This window comes from Streptomyces sp. NA04227 (assembly GCF_013364195.1).
Classification (GTDB): Bacteria; Actinomycetota; Actinomycetes; order Streptomycetales; family Streptomycetaceae; genus Streptomyces.
Genome location: NZ_CP054918.1, coordinates 6,559,903 through 6,578,078, shown reverse-complemented (window position 1 = coordinate 6,578,078; position 18,176 = coordinate 6,559,903). Strand labels below are relative to the sequence as shown.

Genomic DNA, 18,176 nt, shown 5'->3' with positions numbered 1-18,176 from the left:
GCTCAGGGAACCCTTCGTGTCCGCGGCATGTGCCGGTGGCCCCGGCCGCCGCCCGGCCGGGCCCGCCCCGGGCGTTCGCCGAGCGGCCCGGCCCACCTCCCGGCAAGGGACCCCACCGGGCGTGCCAAGCTTGGGACATGCAGACCTCCGCCACTGAGTACGAAGAACGTCTGACCGCGCCGCGCTCCTGGTGGTTCGTGGCCGTCCTGGTGGGGGTCTCGGGCGGCCTGATCATGCTGCCCTTCGGCGCACTCGCCCTGCTCGGCGGCCTGGTCGCGGGCACCGCGGTGGCGGCCGTGGTGATCAGCTCGTACGGCTCGGTACGGATTCGCGTGGTGGCGGACTCGCTGGTCGCGGGCGAGGCACGGATCCCGTTGTCCGCGCTCGGCGACAGCCATGTGATGGACGCCGAGGAGTGCGCGGCCTGGCGTACGCACAAGGCCGATACGCGCGCGTTCATGCTGCTGCGCAGCTACATCCGCACGGGCCTGCGGGTCGAGGTCACCGACCCCGAGGACCCGACTCCTTACCTGTACCTGTCCACCCGCAACCCCGAGCGACTGGCGGCGGCGCTCGGTGGCGACGCGGGGCGCTGAGCCCGCGAAGGCGGTACGGACGCGGCAGCGGTACTGCCGTCGCGGCCGGGGCGAGACGTTCCGGCCGTACGAGGAGCTTGATCAGCGGCCGGTTTCCGGGCCGGGGTCGGCCGGGTCGATCGCCTTGACCTGGTCGGGGTCGGCCATCGGGAGCCGGTCCTTCTTCTCCAGCGGGGGCTGCTCCTTCAGCGCGTCCCAGGGGACCTGACGGGCGCGCAGGTCCTTGCGGATGCGTGCGGCGAGGTTGTGGGTGTCCCTGCGGTTCATCAGGGCGCCCACGGCCGCACCCACCATGAAGGGGATCAGGTTCGGCACGCTCCGGACCATGCGCTTCATGATCCGCTGGCGCAGATCGCGCTTCATCCGGCTGCCGAGCGCGGCGTTTATCGTGGCCGGTTTTCTGACATCGATGCCGCGTTCCTCGGACCAGGAGTTGAGGTACACGGTGGTGCGGTCCTTGAGCGAACCCTCCGGCCGCTGCCCGTAGACCTCGTACAGCTCCGCGATGAGCTTGAGCTCTATCAGCGCGACTCCGGTGATCTCGGCCGCCAGTTCGGTGGGCATCGCGGGCGGCACCGGAAGCATCGCCGCCGCCCCTACCCCCGCCCCCACCGTGGAGGTGCCGCCGGCCGCACCGGCGACCAGCTTGTCGGCGATCTCCTCCGGGCCGAGCCCGGGGAACTGCCGCCGCAGCGTCGCCAGGTCGCGCACCGGGATGCGTGGCGCGGCCTCGATGATGCGGTCCGCGAGCCGTCCCAGGCCCATCTTGGCGAGGCTGCCGCCCTTGCGTACGCCGTTCTTCACGGCCGCGACCCGGCCGCGGGACCCGGTTGGTCGGTCCAGGTCCGCTTCGCGGCCCGCCACGCGCTCGACTGCGACGCCGTTGTCGCTCGCGTCGGAGTCGGCAGCGGCGGCCGGTTGTGCAGGCGCGAGCGAGGCCGCGTGGCCTCGCTCGTCGTCACGTGCGCCGCCGGACAGGCCGTCGCGAGCCTCGCGCCGTCCCAGGCGCAGGCGTTTGCGTCCGTTTCCCGTCACGGCTTCTTCCCGCTCTCGGTCGCCGCGGCCGCTCAGTCGCAGTCGCGGCAGATCGGCTGGCCGTTCTTCTCCCGCGCGAGCTGGCTGCGGTGGTGCACCAGGAAGCAGCTCATGCACGTGAACTCGTCCTGCTGCTTGGGCAGCACGCGGACGGCCAGCTCTTCGTTGGACAGGTCCGCGCCGGGCAGTTCGAGCCCTTCCGCTGCCTCGAACTCGTCGACGTCGACGGTCGAGGTGGACTTGTCGTTCCGCCGCGCCTTCAGCTCTTCGATGCTGTCCTCGTTGAGGTCGTCATCGGTCTTGCGTGGCGTGTCGTAATCGGTTGCCATGTCGCTCTCCCCCTCTGGGTGTCTGCGGTGTCTCCAGCGCACGTAACGCGTGAGAGGCCGGTCTTGTGCCCGACCTGAGGCGGAGATTTTGCCTCACATCAAGGTCTGTTACTCAATCGACACCCAACCGGACTCCCCACGGGTGATCGGCTTGGGTGGCGAACGGGACCGTACACGGTCGCTGTCCGGGCGTTGACAGGGGCCACCCCCGTGTACTTCCCGTGTTTACCGCCCGGGGAAACCCGGCTTTTCCGGGCTATTCGGCGTGTTGTTCGGATACGGAGAGTGTCGGCCGGACCCCTGCGGGCTGTGACGGATCGCACACAAGCCCAAGGGTTGAGTCCCAGGAAATTTTCGCCAGAAGCGAACGCTGTATCCCGGGACAGCACTCCGAGTATCCGCTCACACCGGCAACGTGACACGCATCACCAGTCCTCCGCCCTCCCGGGGCACCGCGGAGATCCGCCCGCCGTGCCCCCGCGCGACCGAGCGCGCGATGGACAGCCCGAGGCCCACTCCCTTGTCGCTGCCCGTCCGCTCGGTGCGCAGCCGCCGGAACGGCTCGAAGAGATTGTCGATCTCGTACGCGGGCACCACGGGTCCGGTATTGGCCACCAGAAGCACGGCCTGGCCGCTCTCTTCGCGAGTGCTCACCTCGACCCAGCCGGGCTCCTCCGCCCCCTTGGCCGACGCGACGTTGTACCGCACCGCGTTCTGCACGAGGTTGAGCGCGATCCGTTCGAGCAGCACGCCGTTGCCCTGTACGACGACGGGCGCGCAGTCGCTGCGGATCTCGACGGCCTTGGCCTCCGCCTCGGCCCGTACCTGGTCGACGGCGTGCGAGGCGACCTCGGCGATGTCCACCGGGCCACGCTCGACGATCTGGTTGTCGCTGCGGGCGAGCAGCAGCAGCCCCTCCACGAGTTGCTCGCTGCGCTCGTTGGTGGCGAGCAGCGTCTTGCCGAGCTGCTGGAGTTCCGGCGGCGCCGAGGGGTCGGAGAGCTGGACCTCCAGGAGGGTGCGGTTGATCGCCAGCGGGGTGCGCAGCTCGTGGGAGGCGTTGCCGACGAACCTCTGCTGCGCCGTGAAGGCCCGCTGGAGGCGCTCCAGCATGTCGTCGAAGGTGTCCGCGAGTTCCTTCAACTCGTCGTCGGGGCCGTCGAGTTCGATCCGTCGCGACAGATCGGATCCGGCCACCTGCCGGGCGGTGCGGGTGATCCGGCCGAGCGGCGCGAGGACCCGTCCCGCCATGCCGTAACCGAAGGCGAAGGCGATCACGCTGAGGCCGAGCAGGGCCAGCAGCGAGCGGCTCAGCAGGTCGTCCAGGGCCTCCTGGCGCTGGTGGTTCACGCAGTCGTTCAGCGCCCGGTTGAACTCGTCCTGCGAGCCGCCCGCGTCCACGAGTGCGGGGCAGGCGTCCGAGGACACCTTGACACTGCCGTTGATGATCTTGAACGGGAGTTCGTTGCCGACATGCACGGCCTGCGCGGCGAGCAGATAGATGATCGAGAGCAACAGGATGCCCGCGATCAGGAACATCCCGCCGTACAGCAGGGTCAGCCTTATCCGGATCGTCGGGCGCAGCAGCGGGAAGGGCGGCTCGACGCGGCGCGGGTCCCAGGTGGGGCGCGGCGGAGTCGCCGGGGGTTGTGGGGTGCTGCTCACGGCGTCAGATCCGGTAGCCCGAGCCGGGCACGGTCACGATGACCGCCGGTTCGCCGAGCTTGCGGCGCAGCGTCATCACTGTTACCCGTACGACGTTGGTGAAGGGGTCGGTGTTCTCGTCCCAGGCCTTCTCCAGGAGCTGCTCGGCGGAGACGACGGCGCCCTCGCTGCGCAGCAGCACCTCCAGGACGGCGAACTCCTTCGGCGCGAGCTGGATCTCCCGGCCGTCGCGGAAGACCTCGCGCCGGTTGGGGTCGAGCTTGATCCCGGCGCGCTCCAGGACCGGCGGCAGCGGGAGGCTGGTGCGCCGGCCGAGCGCGCGGACCCGCGCGATCAGCTCGGTGAAGGCGAACGGCTTGGGCAGATAGTCGTCCGCGCCGATCTCCAGGCCCTCGACCCGGTCGCTGACGTCCCCGGACGCGGTGAGCATGAGCACCCGGGTCGGCAGGCCGAGCTCGACGAGGCGGCGGCACACGTCGTCACCGTGCACGAGCGGCAGGTCACGGTCGAGTACGACCACGTCGTAGTCGTTGACCCCGATGCGTTCCAGAGCGGCGGCGCCGTCGTACACGACGTCGACGGCCATGGCCTCCCTGCGCAGTCCGGTGGCCACCGCGTCGGCGAGCAGCTGCTCGTCCTCGACCACGAGTACGCGCACGTGTCGTCCTTCCTGTGGGCCCGCGGGCCCGGTCCTGGGGTGGAGTCTCTCCATCCTGCCCGTTGAGTCCGTAAACCGGCGGTAAGGCGGTCGCGCGCGGAGCAGCGGCAGGCGGGCGCGCGTAGATGACGGCCGGCACGCAAGGTCGCGCCCCGGACGGCCCAACGGGCACAGATTTTCTCGTGGAATCGAGGTTTCCGTAGAAGACGGCAGGGGGAAGACGTCTGCACACCCGCGATCAGGCCCGCCGCTGTGGCGTACCACGAACCGCTTTCCGCAAAGGCGGGGCGGCTGCGATCGGACCTCAACCATTGGGCACACCCCCGTGCCACCGACCACGACCCAGGACGAGGGGGCGCAACCATGGACGCTTTCACGACAGGACTTATTCAGCGCATAAAGGCGACCGAGGCCGACCTCGACCAGGCCCGGGAGACGGGCGACGACTTCCTGGCCGAGGTCGAGCAGTCGGAACTCGACGACCTGCGCAGGCTCGCCGCCGACCACGGCGTACAGCTCGGCGCTTCGCAGTCCTGACCCACGCACGACGAGGGCCCCGGTGGCGGAACATGTTCCGCCACCGGGGCCCTCGTCCGTGTCCGGCGCCGCTCAGCCGTCGTGCCAGGCGCCCAGCTTCTCCAGGCGCCCCTGGAGCTCCGCGAAGAGTCCGGGCGAGGCCGCCACGGTCAGCTCGCCGGAGGGCGGCTCACCGGGACGTCCGCCGGTCAGCGCCCCCGCCTCGCGGGCGATGAGGTCCCCGGCCGCGAGGTCCCAGGGGTTCAGGCCCCGCTCGTAGTACGCGTCGAGCCGGCCGGTGGCGACGTCGCACAGGTCGATGGCCGCCGAACCGCCCCGCCGGATGTCGCGCACCTGCGGGATGAGGCTCCTGGCCACCTCCGCCTGCTGGGCGCGGCGCTCGGCGAGGTAGCCGAAGCCGGTGCCCACCAGGGCGAGCGAGAACTCGGGCGCCGGGCGCACCCGGGCCGGGGTGTCGTTGAGGAACGCGCCCTGCCCGAGGACGGCCCGGCAGGTCTCCCCGCGCATCGGCGCGTGCACCACGCCGACCAGGGTCTCGCCGTCCTTGCGTGCCGCGATGGACACACACCAACTGGGCAGTCCGTAGAGGTAGTTGACGGTGCCGTCGACCGGATCGACGACCCACTCGACCCCGCTGGTGCCCGGGATGCTGGCGCCCTCCTCGCCGACGATCCCGTCGTCGGGCCTGCGGTCGGTGATCAGGCCGGTGATCAGTCGCTCGGAGGCCAGATCCATCTCGGTGACCACGTCGACCGCGCTGGTCTTGGTGGCGGCGACGCCGAGGTCGTCGGGGCGCGAGTCGCGCAGGAAGTCGCCCGCGCGGTGGGCGGCCTCCAGGGCGAGTTCGAGGAGTTCGTCCCTCAGGTGATCGGTCAACGCGGTCCCTCCGGCGGTGGTACGGGCGAGGTGTGCTGGGTTCGTGCTGGGCGGCCGCTCCAGGGCGTGGCGGTCGGCCGCCCGGCGCTGTGTGCGGTGCCCGTCAGGCGTACGGGCTGTCGGCGCCCGCCGCCGCGGGCTTGGGTGTGCGGGCCGGGCAGCAGCCGACCGGACACAGGTCGTGGCTGGGGCCGAGCGCGCCGAGCGCACAGCGTTCGACGGGCAGCCCGCGTTCGGCGGCCGCGCGCTCCAGGACGAGTTCGCGTACGGCGGCGGCGAACCGGGGGTCGGCGCCCACCGTCGCCGAGCGCCGTACCGCCAGGCCGAGTTCGGCCGCCTTGGCGGTGGCCTCGGTGTCCAGGTCGTAGCGGACCTCCATGTGGTCCGAGACGAAACCGATCGGTGCCATGACGACGGCGGGGGCGCCCTCGGCCTGCACGGCTTCGAGGTGCTCGCAGATGTCCGGTTCCAGCCAGGGGATGTGCGGGGCCCCGGAGCGCGACTGGTAGACGAGCCGCCAGGGGTGCTCGGTGCCGGTGGCCTCGCGTACGGCGTCGGCGATCAGCCGGGCGACCTCCAGGTGCTGCGCCACATAGGCACCGCCCTCGCCGTGCTCGGCCGCCGGTCCCGAGGTGTCCGCCGCGGCCACCGGAATGGAGTGCGTGGTGAAGGCGAGATGGGCGCCTTCCCGCGCCTCGGCGGGCAGTTCGGCGAGCGAGGCGAGCACGCTCTCGGTCATCGGCCGTACGAAACCGGGGTGGTTGAAGAAGTGCCGGAGCTTGTCCACCCGCGGCGGGGTCAGCCCTTCGGCCCGCAGCGTGTCGAGTGACGCGGCGAGGTTCTCCCGGTACTGACGGCAGCCCGAGTAGGAGGCGTACGCGCTGGTGGCGAGGACCAGGATCCGGCGGCGTCCGTCGCGGACCGTCTCGCGCAGCGTGTCGGTGAGGTACGGCGTCCAGTTGCGGTTGCCCCAGTAGACCGGCAGGTCGAGTCCGTGCCCCGCGAAGTCCACGCGCAGGGCCGCGAGCAGGGCCCGGTTCTGGTCGTTGATGGGGCTGATTCCGTCGAACAGGTAGTAGTGCCGCCCGACCTCCTTCAGCCGCTCCGGCGGGATACCGCGGCCGCGGGTCACGTTCTCCAGGAACGGGAGCACGTCGTCGGGTCCCTCGGGGCCTCCGAAGGAGAGCAGCAGCAGGGCGTCGTACGGACCGGGATCAGGCGCTTCGGACATGTCCGTGATCCTGCCACCCGGGCACGGCGCCGCCGAACGCGACCGGCCCGGGGCGGCCACCGGGCCCGTGCGGCACCCGACTTCCACGGCGCGAAAAGGCGGGCCGCACCGACCGGTGAGTATGATCCCCTTTCCACCGGCGGGCGGTGGCCGCGCCGGTCTCCGGTGCTCCTGATCGGGGACCGCGGTGCGCGGCTCACGAGGAATCGTCACGCGCGCCCGCCGCGCCGCTCGGGAGGGACCTGCACATGCCGAAGAACAGCGGTGCCTGGCGCAACTGGGCGGGGAACGTCGTCGTACGCCCCGCCCGCGAGGTCACCCCTGCCTCGGTCGAGGAGCTGCGGGCGGCGGTAATCGAGGCGGCCGCCGAGGGGCTGCGTGTCAAGGCGGTCGGAACCGGCCACTCCTTCACCGCCGCCGCGGCCACGGACGGTGTTCTGCTGCGGCCCGATCTGCTCACCGGCATCCGGGAGATCGACCGTGCGGAGGGTACGGTCACGGTCCTCGCGGGCACTCCGCTGAAGCGGCTGAACAAGGCGCTGGCCCGCGAAGGGCTCTCGCTCGCCAATATGGGCGACGTCATGGAGCAGACCGTCTCGGGTGCCGTCAGCACCGGTACCCACGGCACCGGTCGGGAACTGGCCTCGATGAGCGCGCAGTTGCGGGCCCTGGAGCTGGTGACCGCCGACGGGGATGTGCTCACCTGCTCCCCCGAGCAGAACCCGGAGATCTTCTCGGCCGCGCGGATCGGTCTCGGCGCACTCGGTGTGCTCAGCGCGCTCACCTTCGCGGTGGAGCCGCTGTTCCAGCTCACCGCCCGCGAGGAGCCGATGAGCTTCCAGCGGGTCACGGCCGAGTTCGACGAACTGCACGCCGACAACGACCACTTCGAGTTCTACTGGTTCCCCCACACGGACAACTGCATCACCAAGCGGAACAACCGCAGCCCGGGCCCGAACGCCCCCGTACACCCGGTCCGCGGTTTCCTGGAGGACGAGGTCCTGTCCAACGGGCTGTTCCAGGTGGTCAATTCACTCGGCCGCGCGGTGCCCAGGACGGTGCCGGGACTGGCCCGTCTCTCCAGCAGCGCACTGTCCGCCCGTACGTACACGGACATTCCTCACAAGGTCTTCACCAGCCCACGCCGCGTGCGCTTCCTGGAGATGGAGTACGCCGTGCCGCGCGAAGCGCTGGTGGACGCGCTGCGCGAACTGAAGTCCATGATCGAGCGCTCGGATCTGCGGATCAGCTTCCCGGTCGAGGTGCGCACCGCACCCGCCGACGACATCCCGCTGTCAACCGCCTCGGGACGCGAATCGGCCTACATCGCCGTGCACTTGTACCGGGGCACGGCCCCCCGCGCGTACTTCTCCGCCGCGGAGAGCATCTTCACCGCGTACGAAGGCAGGCCCCACTGGGGCAAGTTGCACACCCGCGACGCCGCGTACTTCGCGGAGTCCTACCCGCACTTCGGCGAGTTCGCGGCGCTGCGCGACCGGCTCGACCCGGACCGGCGCTTCGACAACGCCTACCTGCGCCGGGTACTCGGGGACTGAGCTGACGCTCGGGGAGCGGGCTGCCGCTCGGGGGCCGGGGGCGCCACTCGGGGACTGCCCGGCCGGGCAGGGCCGCCCGGCCCGTGGGGCCGACTGCGGGACGGTGTGGCCTGCGGTGTCGACCGGCCACCATTCCCGGGACCCTTCGAACTACCGTGCGGGACACGGGACTTCGGGAAGGCCGGCAAGGCATGCGGCCGCGCGGTGGCGTACGGGCGTCTCGCGCGGTGCGTACCGGCCCCTCGCAGCGGACTCGGCGTCAACTTCCTTTCCCTTCAGGGTGATTGCGCAAGAACCGGAAGATTCGCCGGAATTGAGGATTCCTGGCGAGGGGATTCCGTGAAGAACACCACGTTGGGTGACCGTCACCAGGGCATGCAGAAGGGCCGAGTTCGGCCCACCCGAAGAACTTCAGTGGCGCGCCGAGCCCCCGACGTGGCACGAATGGAGTAGTGTGACGAGCCCTGGGTCAGGTCTCCCGCCAGGGTGACGGGGGCCCTACAGGACCGCCAGGAGGGGGACTCGTTGCACAGGGTGACCGAATTGGTCACTTAGCGTTGCGAACAGGTAACCGTGCCATAACGGCGGACCAGGGCTCACGCCCGACACGCCGGGCAACTCGGCAAGGTAGTGGCAGGTCGCACCCGGGCAGGCCACACTCGACTAGCGGAAGCAGCGACGCAGGTGACGTCGGCAGGCACCACCCGGGAGGTCCCCATGCCCGAACTGCGTGTCGTGGCCGTCTCAAACGACGGCACACGACTGGTGCTCAAGGCTGCGGACAGCACGGAGTACACGCTTCCGATCGACGAACGTCTCCGCGCCGCCGTGCGCGGCGACCGTCCGCGCCTCGGGCAGATCGAGATCGAGGTGGAGAGCCATCTCCGCCCGCGCGACATCCAGGCGCGTATACGAGCAGGCGCCACCGCGGAAGAGGTCGCACAGCTCGCGGGCATCCCGGTCGACCGGGTGCGCCGCTTCGAGGGCCCCGTGCTCGCCGAGCGCGCCTTCATGGCGGAGCGCGCCCGCAAGACCCCGGTCCGCAGGCCCGGCGAGAACACCGGCCCCCAGCTCGGCGAGGCGGTGCAGGAGCGACTGATGCTGCGCGGCGCCGACAAGGACACCGCGCAGTGGGACTCCTGGCGCCGCGACGACGGCACCTGGGAGGTCTGCCTCGTCTATCGGGTGGCCGGTGAGGGCCACACCGCGAGCTGGACGTACGACCCGCCCCGGCGGCTCGTCCAGGCCGTGGACGACGAGGCGCGCTCGCTGATCGGCGAGTCCGACGACATCGCCGAGCCGGAGCCGAGCTTCCCGTTCGTCCCGCGCATCGCCCGGCTCCCCCGGGACCGCGCCGCCGAGCGCCCGCAGCCCTCGACTCCCGCGCCGGAGCCCGAGGAGGCACCGGTGGTGGCCGCCGCCGCGGACTCGGGCCGTGACTCGCTCACCAGCCTCCTCGAGGCAGTGCCGAGTTTCCGTGGCGACCTGGTCGTACCGGAGCGCCCTGCCGCCGGTCCCGTCGAGCGCACCGCCGAGGAGACCTCGGTCGAGGCGGAGCCCGAGGCGGAAGAGCCGCCCGCCAGCGCCGCGTCCGCCGGTGCCGCCTACGCGGACGTGCTCATGCCTCGCGCCGTGGCCAGCCACCGCGACCGTCTCGTCGGCTCCACTGACCGGCAGGCGGAGGCGGACGGCGTACGGCCGGGACGCCGTGCCGCTGTGCCGAGTTGGGACGAGATCGTCTTCGGTACGCGGCGCAAGAAGGAATAAGGAATAGGGAGCAGCTCGGACAGCTGGACTGCTGGAACAGCGGTCAGGAGTGGCGGGGCGCGGCTTGGACGGGATGTTCGGTCGCGCTCTGTCCGTCGTCGTGCTGCGCTAGCGATGAGCTGCGAGCGATGAGCCGCTACATGATTGAGCGTGATTGAGGGTGCATCCCGTCAGGTGCACCCTCAAATCAATGTCGCTCCACACTGATCCAGTCTTGTCCGTACTGATCCAGCCTTGCCCGCTGCGCTCTACGTTGATCTAGATCTGCACACACTGGTCCATGTTGATCCAGTTCCGTCCATACCAGTACACGTTGATCCAGTTACATGCACACCGGTACACGTTGATCCAGGTCCCGCCGCACCGTCCGCACTGATCCATGCTGTCAACACTGGATCACATTGATCTAGGTTCACCTACACCGCCGACATCGCTTGGACTGCCCCGAGACCGTTTGCATTGATCAACACTCTCTACGTTCAGTCCATACAGGCCTACATGGGTCCACACGAGTCCATAGCAATCCACTTTGGTCCATGTCAGTCAATGTGGATCCATATGGATCCACATTGACTGACACCGGTACACGCGGATCCACATTGACTTGCCCAACGGCAGCCCAACGCCATGGGACGAGCACCGCGACGGTCCGCATGCTCCCTCGCCCCACGGCGGGCGCCCCGTACCGACCATCCCGATCGGGCCCGGTCCACAACGACGCGGCATGGACCGCACAGACCGGACGGACCGCACGGACCGACGCAGACGCTACGGATCGCTCGTCACAGACCGTCCCGATCAGCCCCGACCCCTCAACCGCGCTCGGCCCCGATGGCCACAGGCCGGGACGTGTCCGAGGACCACTCCGACCACGAACCCACATACAGAGCGGACTCGATACCGGCCACCTCCAGGGCGAGCACCTGCTGGGCGGCCGAGACGCCCGAACCGCAGTAGGTCCCGACCCGCTCGGCCCGAGTGGCGCCCAATTCGGCGAAGCGGGCGGTGAGTTCGGCGGCGGGCCGCAGCAGGCCGTCGGGGCCGACGTTGTCGGCGGTCGGGGCCGAGACCGCGCCCGGGATGTGGCCGCCGACGCGGTCGATGGGCTCCACTTCGCCGCGGTAGCGCTCGGCGGCGCGGGCGTCGAGCAGCAGCCCGTCCCTGGCGAGCTTCGCCGCCGCGTCGGCGTCCAGGACGGGCATCGCGCCGGGAGCGGGCACGAAGTCACCGGCTTCCGCGGTCACGGCGCCGCTCTCCAGGGGCCCCTGCCAGGCCGCGAGGCCCCCGTCGAGGACGCGTACCGCGGTGTGTCCGGCCCAGCGCAGCAGCCACCAGGCGCGGGCCGCGCCCCAGCCGAGACCGCCGTCGTAGACGACGACCGAGGACCCGGCCGAGACTCCTGCCCGCCGCATCGCGGCGCCGAAGAGTTCGGTGTCGGGCAGCGGGTGGCGTCCGGCTGCTCCGGGCGTGGCAGCCAGTTCGGCGTCGAGGTCGACGAAGAGGGCTCCGGGGAGGTGGCCTGCCAGGTAGGCCTGCTGCTGATTCTCGCCGCCCATGGGCTGGAAACGGACGTCGAGGAGTACCGGCGGACGGGCACCGGCGAGTTCTTCGGCCAGTGCCGAGGCGGAGATCAGGGAAGTCATGCCCACATCCTCGCCCACACCCGGGCCGGTCGCGGGCACCCCGGTCAATCCGTGCACATCAACGCGCAATGCCACAGGGTGTACGGGCGAGGGCACACGGTGTACAACTGATCGACGCCATTCAGCAAGCGGCCGGACACGCACCGGAGTCGTCCGCGGGGCAGGGCTCCCACGCGGGGCGCGGTGCGGCGTGCCCGTATCGCAGGGAACCGATGTCCTCGCCGAGGTGCCGTACCGGCCGTCAGGCGGTGATGCCCGGCCGGACGGGTACGCGACTGCTGGCACGGGCGTCGGCGCGGGGGCACGGTGGACGGTGACGGCCCCGGAGGGGGCAAGAGGAGAGTGACGATGAGCGAGGCACAGCAGCCGACGACACCGCGAACCCGCGACGGGGCACCACCCCGCTTGTCCGGCGAGCCATGCTGGGTGAGCCTGATGGTCCACGACCTCGCCGGAATTCAGAACTTCTACGGTTCCCTCTTCGGCTGGGAGTTCGAACCGGGCCCCGAGCAACTCGGCCCGTACGCGCGGGCGCTGCTCGACGGCAAGGACGTAGCGGGCATCGGGCAGCTGCCGCCGGAAAGGCACCTGCCGGTCGCCTGGACGCCGTACCTCGCGACCGAGGACACGGACCGCACCGCCGAAACCATTCGGCTCTGTGGAGGCACCGTCGGAGTGGGACCGCTGGACGCCGGTGAGGCGGGCCGGCTCGCCATCGCCTCGGACACCGCGGGCGCCGTCTTCGGTATCTGGCAGCCTGCCGAGGGTCTCGGCACGGCGGTCAGCGGCGTCGCGGGCGCACCGGCCTGGAACGAGCTGGTCACCCGGGAGACCGAGAGCGTCGTCAAGTTCTACCAGGCGATCTTCGGCTACGAGGCCGAGACGGAGGCGGAGATCTCCGCCGACTTCGACTATCTGACCCTGCGCCTGGCCGGGCGGCCGGTGGCCTCCATGCACGGTGTCGGCCAGTCGCTGCCCCGCGATCGCGGGGCCCACTGGATGACCTTCTTCGAGGTGGACGACCCCGAGCTCGCCGCCGAGCGGGTCGACGAACTCGGCGGCCACGTCCTGCACCCGCCCGAGGACGGGGCCCACGGCCGGATGCTCACGGCGGCGGACCCCGAGGGTGCCCTCTTCACCCTGATCCGTTCGGCCCACCGGCACCGTTCGGGCTGAAACAGCTGCCCGGGGGCGGGAGTTGACGGTGCGACGCGTGCAGCGGGGCGCGCAGGCGGTTGCCGCGAACGATGTCGCAGAGAGGATCGCGGAGGGGTCGCAGACGGGGGTCGCGAAGGGTGTGACGGAAGCTTTGGCGGCGGAGACGAGGCCCGTCACGGTGCCGCCCGAGCGGGGCAGCCTCGGGTCGGTGCGGGGCCAAGTCCCGTACCGACCGGCCCGGCCCCTCCTCTCCCCTCCCGGTACGGTCTCGCCCCGAACACAGCCCCTCCCCCGTCACTCCACCATGGGCTCGTGCAGATCCAGGGTGTACCAGTCCAGCACCGTGCCGTCCTTGCCGAACGTCCGCCCGCCCGGGGTGAATCCCGCCCGCCGGGCGACTGCGGCGGAGGCCAGGTTCTCCGGTTCCACCCGGATCACCGCCTGCTTCCCGCCCGCGGTCCCGGCGTACCGGGACGCCAGCAGCACCGCGCGGGTGGCGAGGCCCCGGCCCCGCCAGGACGGGTAGAGGCCGTAGGCGACGTTCACCTGGCCCGGGGCGAGACCCTCCACCCCGAACCGGAGATCGATGGTCCCCGCGAGCACGCCCTCGGTCCCGGCCCGGACCCCGAACGCGCGGAGAGAACCCTCGGACTCCCACTGCTCCAGGCAGAGCCGGAAGTACGCTTCGGCCTTCTCACGCGTACTCGGGCCGCCGCTGAGCCACCGGACGAGGAGTTCGTCCTCCCCCGCCAGGTGCGCGTCCAGATCGTCCATGCGCAGCGGGGACAGGGCCACCACCCCGTCGGACAGCCTCACTTCATGCCTCTCACGCATCTCGTGCATCCGGTGATTCTTGACGCCCGGGTCGCCGTGCGCCATGGGAATTCCGGTGTTGCGTGCACCAGTTGGCAAAGTCGCCGATGACCGCCAAACCTCTTGTGGGCCACGGCACTTCGGTCCTCGGCTGTTCAGAGCCGTGGTGGCAGGGGACCAAAGCGGGCGCGATGGTCAGGCGGCGGGCCCGGGCTCGGGCGGCGGGAAGTACCGCAGGAACCAGTCGCGGGCGAGGTCCACCACCGCTTCCAAAGCGCCCGGTTCCTCGAAGAGATGGGTCGCCCCGGGGACGACGGCGAGTTCGCTGGGGCAGTTGCCCAGGCGGGTTTGTGCCTGCTCGTTGAGGCCGAGCACCACACCATCGTCACCGCCGACGATCAACAGGGTCGGCGCGGTGACCGACTCCAGAGCGGCCTCGGCCAAGTCCGGCCTCCCGCCCCTGCTCACCACGGCGACGGCTTCGCTGTCCGCCCGGGCGGCAGCGGCGAGCGCGGCGGCCGCACCGGTGCTCGCGCCGAAGAACCCGTACGGCAGCCGCTCGGTTTCGGCCCGGCCGCGCAGCCACCCGGCCGCGGCCGCCAGGCGCTCGGCGAGCAACGGCACCGCGAAGACGTTGGCACGGTCGGACTCCTCCTCGCGGGTGAGCAGGTCGAAGAGCAGCGTCGCGAGCCCGGCCCGGTTGAGTCCGGCGGCGACGTACCGGTTGCGGGGGCTGTGCCGCCCGCTGCCGCTCCCGTGGGCGAACAGGACGATGCCGCAGGCATGTTGGGGAACGGAGAGCGTGCCCTCCAGTCGCACCTCACCGACGGCGAAGCTCAGCTCGCTGTCCACGGCCCGGCCCTCCGCACGGTTCCCCTGGGCGAACCACCGTCCCGCCCCGTGCCCGTACCCGCATCCCCATCCGCATCCGCATTTGTACGCGGTTCCTCACCCGTCGACCGTTCCCCGCCCCCGCGTGGCCCACTGCCCCCGCGCAGTTCCTCGGCAGCCCGGTCCAGGCAGGCGACCACATCCGCGTCCTCGGTCTGGGCGAAGTCGTCGTAGAACTGTCCGACCGAGAAGAAGCCGGGCGGGGTGTGCGGGCAGACGTACTCGTCGGCCGCGTCACCCAGCGTCTGTGTCCAGCCCTGCGGTGCCACGGGAACGGCGACCACGACACGCTCCGCGCCCCGGGCCCGTACCACCTGGCAGGCGACGCGCGCGGTGGAACCGGTCGCCACCCCGTCGTCGACGACCACCACGACCCGCCCCGCGAGCTCGACCGGCGGGCGGTCGCCGCGGTACAGCGCGGCGCGGCGCTCCAGTACGGCCCGTTCGCGGGTCTCGGCGGCGGCAACCTCCGCCTCGGAGACTCCGGTGGCCGCGAGTACCCGGCTGTTGAGGACGCGGGTGCCGTCCTCGCCGATCGCTCCCATGCCCAGCTCGGGCTGGGTGGGCACACCCAGTTTGCGCACCATGCACACGTCCAGCGGGGCCTTCAGTACCCGTGCCGCCTCCAGTGCCACCGGGACACCGCCCCGGGGCAGACCGAGCACCACGACCGGAGCCCCGCGCAGGTGGCCGAGGTCCGCGGCCAGACGACGTCCGGCCTCGACGCGGTCACGGAAGAGCATGACGAGCCCCCGGCCGCGCACGGACGGGCAGAGCCATCGCGGTCACCTCCGCGAAACGACTGCGCTCCGGTTCCCTTCCATGCTGCACCCCGCCGGGCGGGCCCGTCGACCCCCTCTGCCACGCGGCGACGATCAGGGGCGCATGCGCGCGGTCAGGACTCGGTGACGGGGAGTACGTCCGGCGAGAGCGCGGCGGCGTGTGCGGTGGCACTGGTCATCCGGCTGCGGTGGTGACGTCGGCACAGGACCTCGTAACCGACTTCCTCCAGCGCCTGGTTGACGTCGCCGACGACGACCTGGGCGCCTTCGACGACCATCTTCCCGCCGACCGTACGGGCGTTGTGCGTGGCCCGGGCTCCGCACCAGCAGAGGGTCTCCACCTGGAGGGTCTCGATGCGGTCGGCGAGTTCGATCAGCCGCTGCGAACCGGGGAAGAGCTTGGTGCGGAAGTCCGTCGTGATACCGAACGCGAAGACGTCCAGGCCGAGTTCGTCGACGATCCGCGCCAACTGGTCTATCTGCTCGGGAGCGAGGAACTGTGCCTCGTCCACGATGACGTAGTCCGCGCGCCCGCCGCGCGAGAGATGCTCGACCACATGCGCGTACAGGTCGATCCGCTCGTCGGCCTCGATCGCGTCGGTGACCAGACCGAGGCGCGAGGAGAGCTTGCCCTCGCCGGCCCGGTCGTCCCGCGTGAAGATCAGGCCCCGCAGACCGCGCGCCGAACGGTTGTGGCCGATCTGCAGCGCGAGCGTGCTCTTTCCGCAGTCCATGGTTCCGGAGAAGAACACCAACTCGGGCATGGGGAAGGACGGCCTTTCGCGTCGTGGGGGGGCAGGCGAGGTGGAGGCGGGAGGGTCAGGTGCGCACTTCGAGGAGCGGAACGAGTTGTTCCGTCGCTGTCATCGAACCATGGTTGCCGACCATCGCCGACTCCTTCGGTTCCAGGCGCGAGGCGATGATCAGGGCGTCGTCGTGCGCCGCGGCGATCACATCGCCCAGCCGCCCGTACACCCGCTCGTCGATCCGGGGGCCGAACCAGCCCGCCTCGATGGCCTCTTCACGGCTCGCGATCCAGAACCGGTCGCCGAGCACTTCCCGCCACACGGTGAGGACGTCGGCCTCGGCACCGGGGACCGCGTAGACGTGCCGGGCCCGGCCCTCGCCGCCGAGCAGGGCGACTCCGGCGCTGAGTTCCCAGTCCTCGTCGAAGTCGAGACGGTGGTGCTCGTCGAAGGGGATGTCGATCATGCCGTGGTCGGCGGTGACGTAGAGGGCGCTGCGCGGCGGCAGTTGCTCGGCCAGCCGTCGTACGAGCCCGTCCACGTAGCGGAGTTGGGCCCGCCAGGCCTCGGAGTCCACCCCGAACCGGTGGCCCGCGCCGTCGAGTTCGGAGTAGTACGTGTAGACCAGCGTCCGGTCGTCGGCGGCGAGTTGGGCGGCCGCCACGTCCATGCGTTCCTCGCCGGAGGTCCGGCCGATGAAGGAGCCGCCGCTGAGCGCGACCTTGGTGAGCGGGGTGCTCTCGAACGCGGGCGAGGTCACCTGGGCGGTGCGCACTCCCGCCCGGTCGGCGAGCTGGAAGACGGTCGGATGGGGCTGCCAGGCCTTCGGCGGCGCCCAGGGCTGCCAGCGCAGCTGGTTCATCAGCTCGCCGGTGCCGGGGTTGCGCACGGTGTAGCCGGGGAGTCCGTGCGCACCCGGGGGCAGGCCGGTGCCGACGGAGGCGAGCGAGGTCGCGGTGGTGGCCGGATAGCCCGCGGTGAGCGGGCGTCCGGTGCCGCCGCGCGAGGTGTGCAGCAGGGAGGTGAGGAAGGGGGCTTCGCCGGGGTGCTGCCCGAGCTGCTGCCAGCCGAGGCCGTCGACGAGGAAGACGCAGACCCGGTCGGCGGGCGCGAGTTCGGCTATCCGCGCCTGGGTTCCGGGGACGCCGAGGCCCGCGGCGAGCGTGGGCAGCAGATCGGCGAGCGAACCCGTGCCGTACTGCGGGACGGGCGCGGTGCCGAGGGCGAGCGGCTCGGGTTCGTCCCAGGTGGGCTGGGCCATCAGTTCCGGACGTCCGAGGTCGCCTCGGACAGCGCCTTGGCGAAGGCGAGGGTCTGCCGCACGGTGTCGGCGCCGTCACCCGCCTCGCTCACCCGCAGGCTGAGGTCGTCCGCCGTCGAGTTGCCCGTATAGCCGTGGTCCGCCTCGCAGTTGGGGTCCCCGCAGGCCGCGGGCTCCAGGTCGATGCGGGAGACGGCGCCCCAGCCGATGGTGAGGACGACCTCACGGGGCAGGGTTCCGGGGGTGTAGGACTCGGGGTTCGCGACGACCCGGCTGACCACGACGGAGGAGATACGGCCCAGCTTCACCGACTCGGTGGAGGTGGTGGCGTACGGGCTCGGCGAGGTGGCGTCGGCCGCCTGCTCGTCGGTGTGGCTGACGATGAAGCGGGTGCCGGTCAGGACGAGGACCGTGACATGACGGCGGACCTCGTTGGCGTCGAAGGTGGTCTCCTGGTGGACCAGGTACGAGCCGATGGACTCGCCTCCGACGGCGGCCTCCACGGCTTCGGCCACGAGAGCCGGGTAGTAACCGCTGCGCTCGATCGCCGCGCGCAGCCCCTGGGTCGTCGTACTGGTCTTGGCCATGCGGCCATCCTACGGCCCCCGCGGGCCACTGCGGTGCGTGCGTGC

Annotated in this window: 16 protein-coding genes and 1 pseudogene; 5 read left to right on the top strand and 12 right to left on the bottom strand. The window is 71.1% G+C overall.

The features are described from left to right. The first annotated feature begins 137 nt into the window (after nucleotides 1-137). On the top strand, nucleotides 138-596 hold the full coding sequence (locus tag HUT18_RS27905) for a DUF3093 domain-containing protein (RefSeq protein ID WP_176103287.1): 459 nt from the start codon (nucleotides 138-140) through the stop codon (nucleotides 594-596). Nucleotides 597-677: 81 nt separating this feature from the next. Here the strand turns inward: HUT18_RS27905 and HUT18_RS27900 are convergent, their stop codons facing one another. The 4 genes from HUT18_RS27900 to HUT18_RS27885 form a co-directional block, all read right to left on the bottom strand. Next, nucleotides 678-1,439 (bottom strand): hypothetical protein, encoded by a 762-nt coding sequence (locus tag HUT18_RS27900; RefSeq protein ID WP_176104845.1) that lies wholly within the window; start codon nucleotides 1,437-1,439, stop codon nucleotides 678-680. Between the two features lie 224 nt (nucleotides 1,440-1,663). Further along, nucleotides 1,664-1,960: a DUF4193 domain-containing protein gene (locus tag HUT18_RS27895; protein ID WP_003951337.1), complete on the bottom strand. Its 297-nt coding sequence runs from the start codon at nucleotides 1,958-1,960 to the stop codon at nucleotides 1,664-1,666. Nucleotides 1,961-2,362: 402 nt separating this feature from the next. Next, nucleotides 2,363-3,625 carry a HAMP domain-containing sensor histidine kinase gene (locus HUT18_RS27890; protein WP_176103286.1) on the bottom strand — a complete coding sequence of 421 codons (1,263 nt, stop codon included), beginning with the start codon at nucleotides 3,623-3,625 and terminating at the stop codon, nucleotides 2,363-2,365. A gap of 4 nt (nucleotides 3,626-3,629) precedes the next feature. Then, nucleotides 3,630-4,283: a response regulator transcription factor gene (locus tag HUT18_RS27885; protein ID WP_176103285.1), complete on the bottom strand. Its 654-nt coding sequence runs from the start codon at nucleotides 4,281-4,283 to the stop codon at nucleotides 3,630-3,632. A 363-nt stretch (nucleotides 4,284-4,646) separates the two neighbouring features. Between HUT18_RS27885 and HUT18_RS27880 the strand changes: the two genes are divergently transcribed. Continuing rightward, a complete protein-coding gene (locus HUT18_RS27880; RefSeq protein WP_176103284.1) occupies nucleotides 4,647-4,820 on the top strand; it encodes a hypothetical protein in 174 nt (57 codons plus the stop codon). A 72-nt stretch (nucleotides 4,821-4,892) separates the two neighbouring features. Here the strand turns inward: HUT18_RS27880 and HUT18_RS27875 are convergent, their stop codons facing one another. Next, nucleotides 4,893-5,696 (bottom strand): inositol monophosphatase family protein, encoded by an 804-nt coding sequence (locus tag HUT18_RS27875; RefSeq protein ID WP_176103283.1) that lies wholly within the window; start codon nucleotides 5,694-5,696, stop codon nucleotides 4,893-4,895. Between the two features lie 103 nt (nucleotides 5,697-5,799). Continuing rightward, on the bottom strand, nucleotides 5,800-6,927 hold the full coding sequence (locus tag HUT18_RS27870) for a ferrochelatase (protein WP_176103282.1): 1,128 nt from the start codon (nucleotides 6,925-6,927) through the stop codon (nucleotides 5,800-5,802). Nucleotides 6,928-7,175: 248 nt separating this feature from the next. Between HUT18_RS27870 and HUT18_RS27865 the strand changes: the two genes are divergently transcribed. Both HUT18_RS27865 and sepH read left to right on the top strand, forming a co-directional pair. Next, nucleotides 7,176-8,483 (top strand): D-arabinono-1,4-lactone oxidase, encoded by a 1,308-nt coding sequence (locus HUT18_RS27865; RefSeq protein WP_176103281.1) that lies wholly within the window; start codon nucleotides 7,176-7,178, stop codon nucleotides 8,481-8,483. Between the two features lie 717 nt (nucleotides 8,484-9,200). After that, nucleotides 9,201-10,250: a septation protein SepH gene (sepH, locus tag HUT18_RS27860; RefSeq protein WP_176103280.1), complete on the top strand. Its 1,050-nt coding sequence runs from the start codon at nucleotides 9,201-9,203 to the stop codon at nucleotides 10,248-10,250. 812 nt (nucleotides 10,251-11,062) lie between these two features. Here sepH and HUT18_RS27855 read toward each other — a convergent pair. Then, the gene (locus HUT18_RS27855; protein ID WP_176103279.1) at nucleotides 11,063-11,893 is read right to left on the bottom strand and encodes a sulfurtransferase; all 831 of its coding nucleotides are present in this window, start codon (nucleotides 11,891-11,893) and stop codon (nucleotides 11,063-11,065) included. A gap of 435 nt (nucleotides 11,894-12,328) precedes the next feature. Here HUT18_RS27855 and HUT18_RS27850 point away from each other — a divergent pair, with 435 nt between their 5' ends. Next, nucleotides 12,329-13,069: a VOC family protein gene (locus tag HUT18_RS27850; protein WP_254879107.1), complete on the top strand. Its 741-nt coding sequence runs from the start codon at nucleotides 12,329-12,331 to the stop codon at nucleotides 13,067-13,069. A 276-nt stretch (nucleotides 13,070-13,345) separates the two neighbouring features. Here HUT18_RS27850 and HUT18_RS27845 read toward each other — a convergent pair whose 3' ends face one another. The 5 genes and pseudogenes from HUT18_RS27845 to HUT18_RS27825 all read right to left on the bottom strand — a co-directional run bounded on the left by HUT18_RS27845 (nucleotide 13,346) and on the right by HUT18_RS27825 (nucleotide 18,131). Beyond that, nucleotides 13,346-13,894: a GNAT family N-acetyltransferase gene (locus tag HUT18_RS27845; protein WP_254878842.1), complete on the bottom strand. Its 549-nt coding sequence runs from the start codon at nucleotides 13,892-13,894 to the stop codon at nucleotides 13,346-13,348. Between the two features lie 165 nt (nucleotides 13,895-14,059). Continuing rightward, nucleotides 14,060-15,498 (bottom strand): annotated as a pseudogene (locus HUT18_RS27840) (phosphoribosyltransferase family protein). Nucleotides 15,499-15,650: 152 nt separating this feature from the next. Then, on the bottom strand, nucleotides 15,651-16,301 hold the full coding sequence (locus tag HUT18_RS27835; protein ID WP_176103277.1) for a thymidine kinase: 651 nt from the start codon (nucleotides 16,299-16,301) through the stop codon (nucleotides 15,651-15,653). Between the two features lie 55 nt (nucleotides 16,302-16,356). Next, entirely contained in the window at nucleotides 16,357-17,544 is a 1,188-nt protein-coding gene (locus HUT18_RS27830; protein WP_176103276.1) for an alkaline phosphatase family protein, read from the bottom strand. Then, nucleotides 17,544-18,131: a DUF5998 family protein gene (locus tag HUT18_RS27825; RefSeq protein WP_176103275.1), complete on the bottom strand. Its 588-nt coding sequence runs from the start codon at nucleotides 18,129-18,131 to the stop codon at nucleotides 17,544-17,546. Before HUT18_RS27825 ends, HUT18_RS27830 begins: the two co-directional genes overlap by 1 nt. Nucleotides 18,132-18,176: the final 45 nt, after the last annotated feature.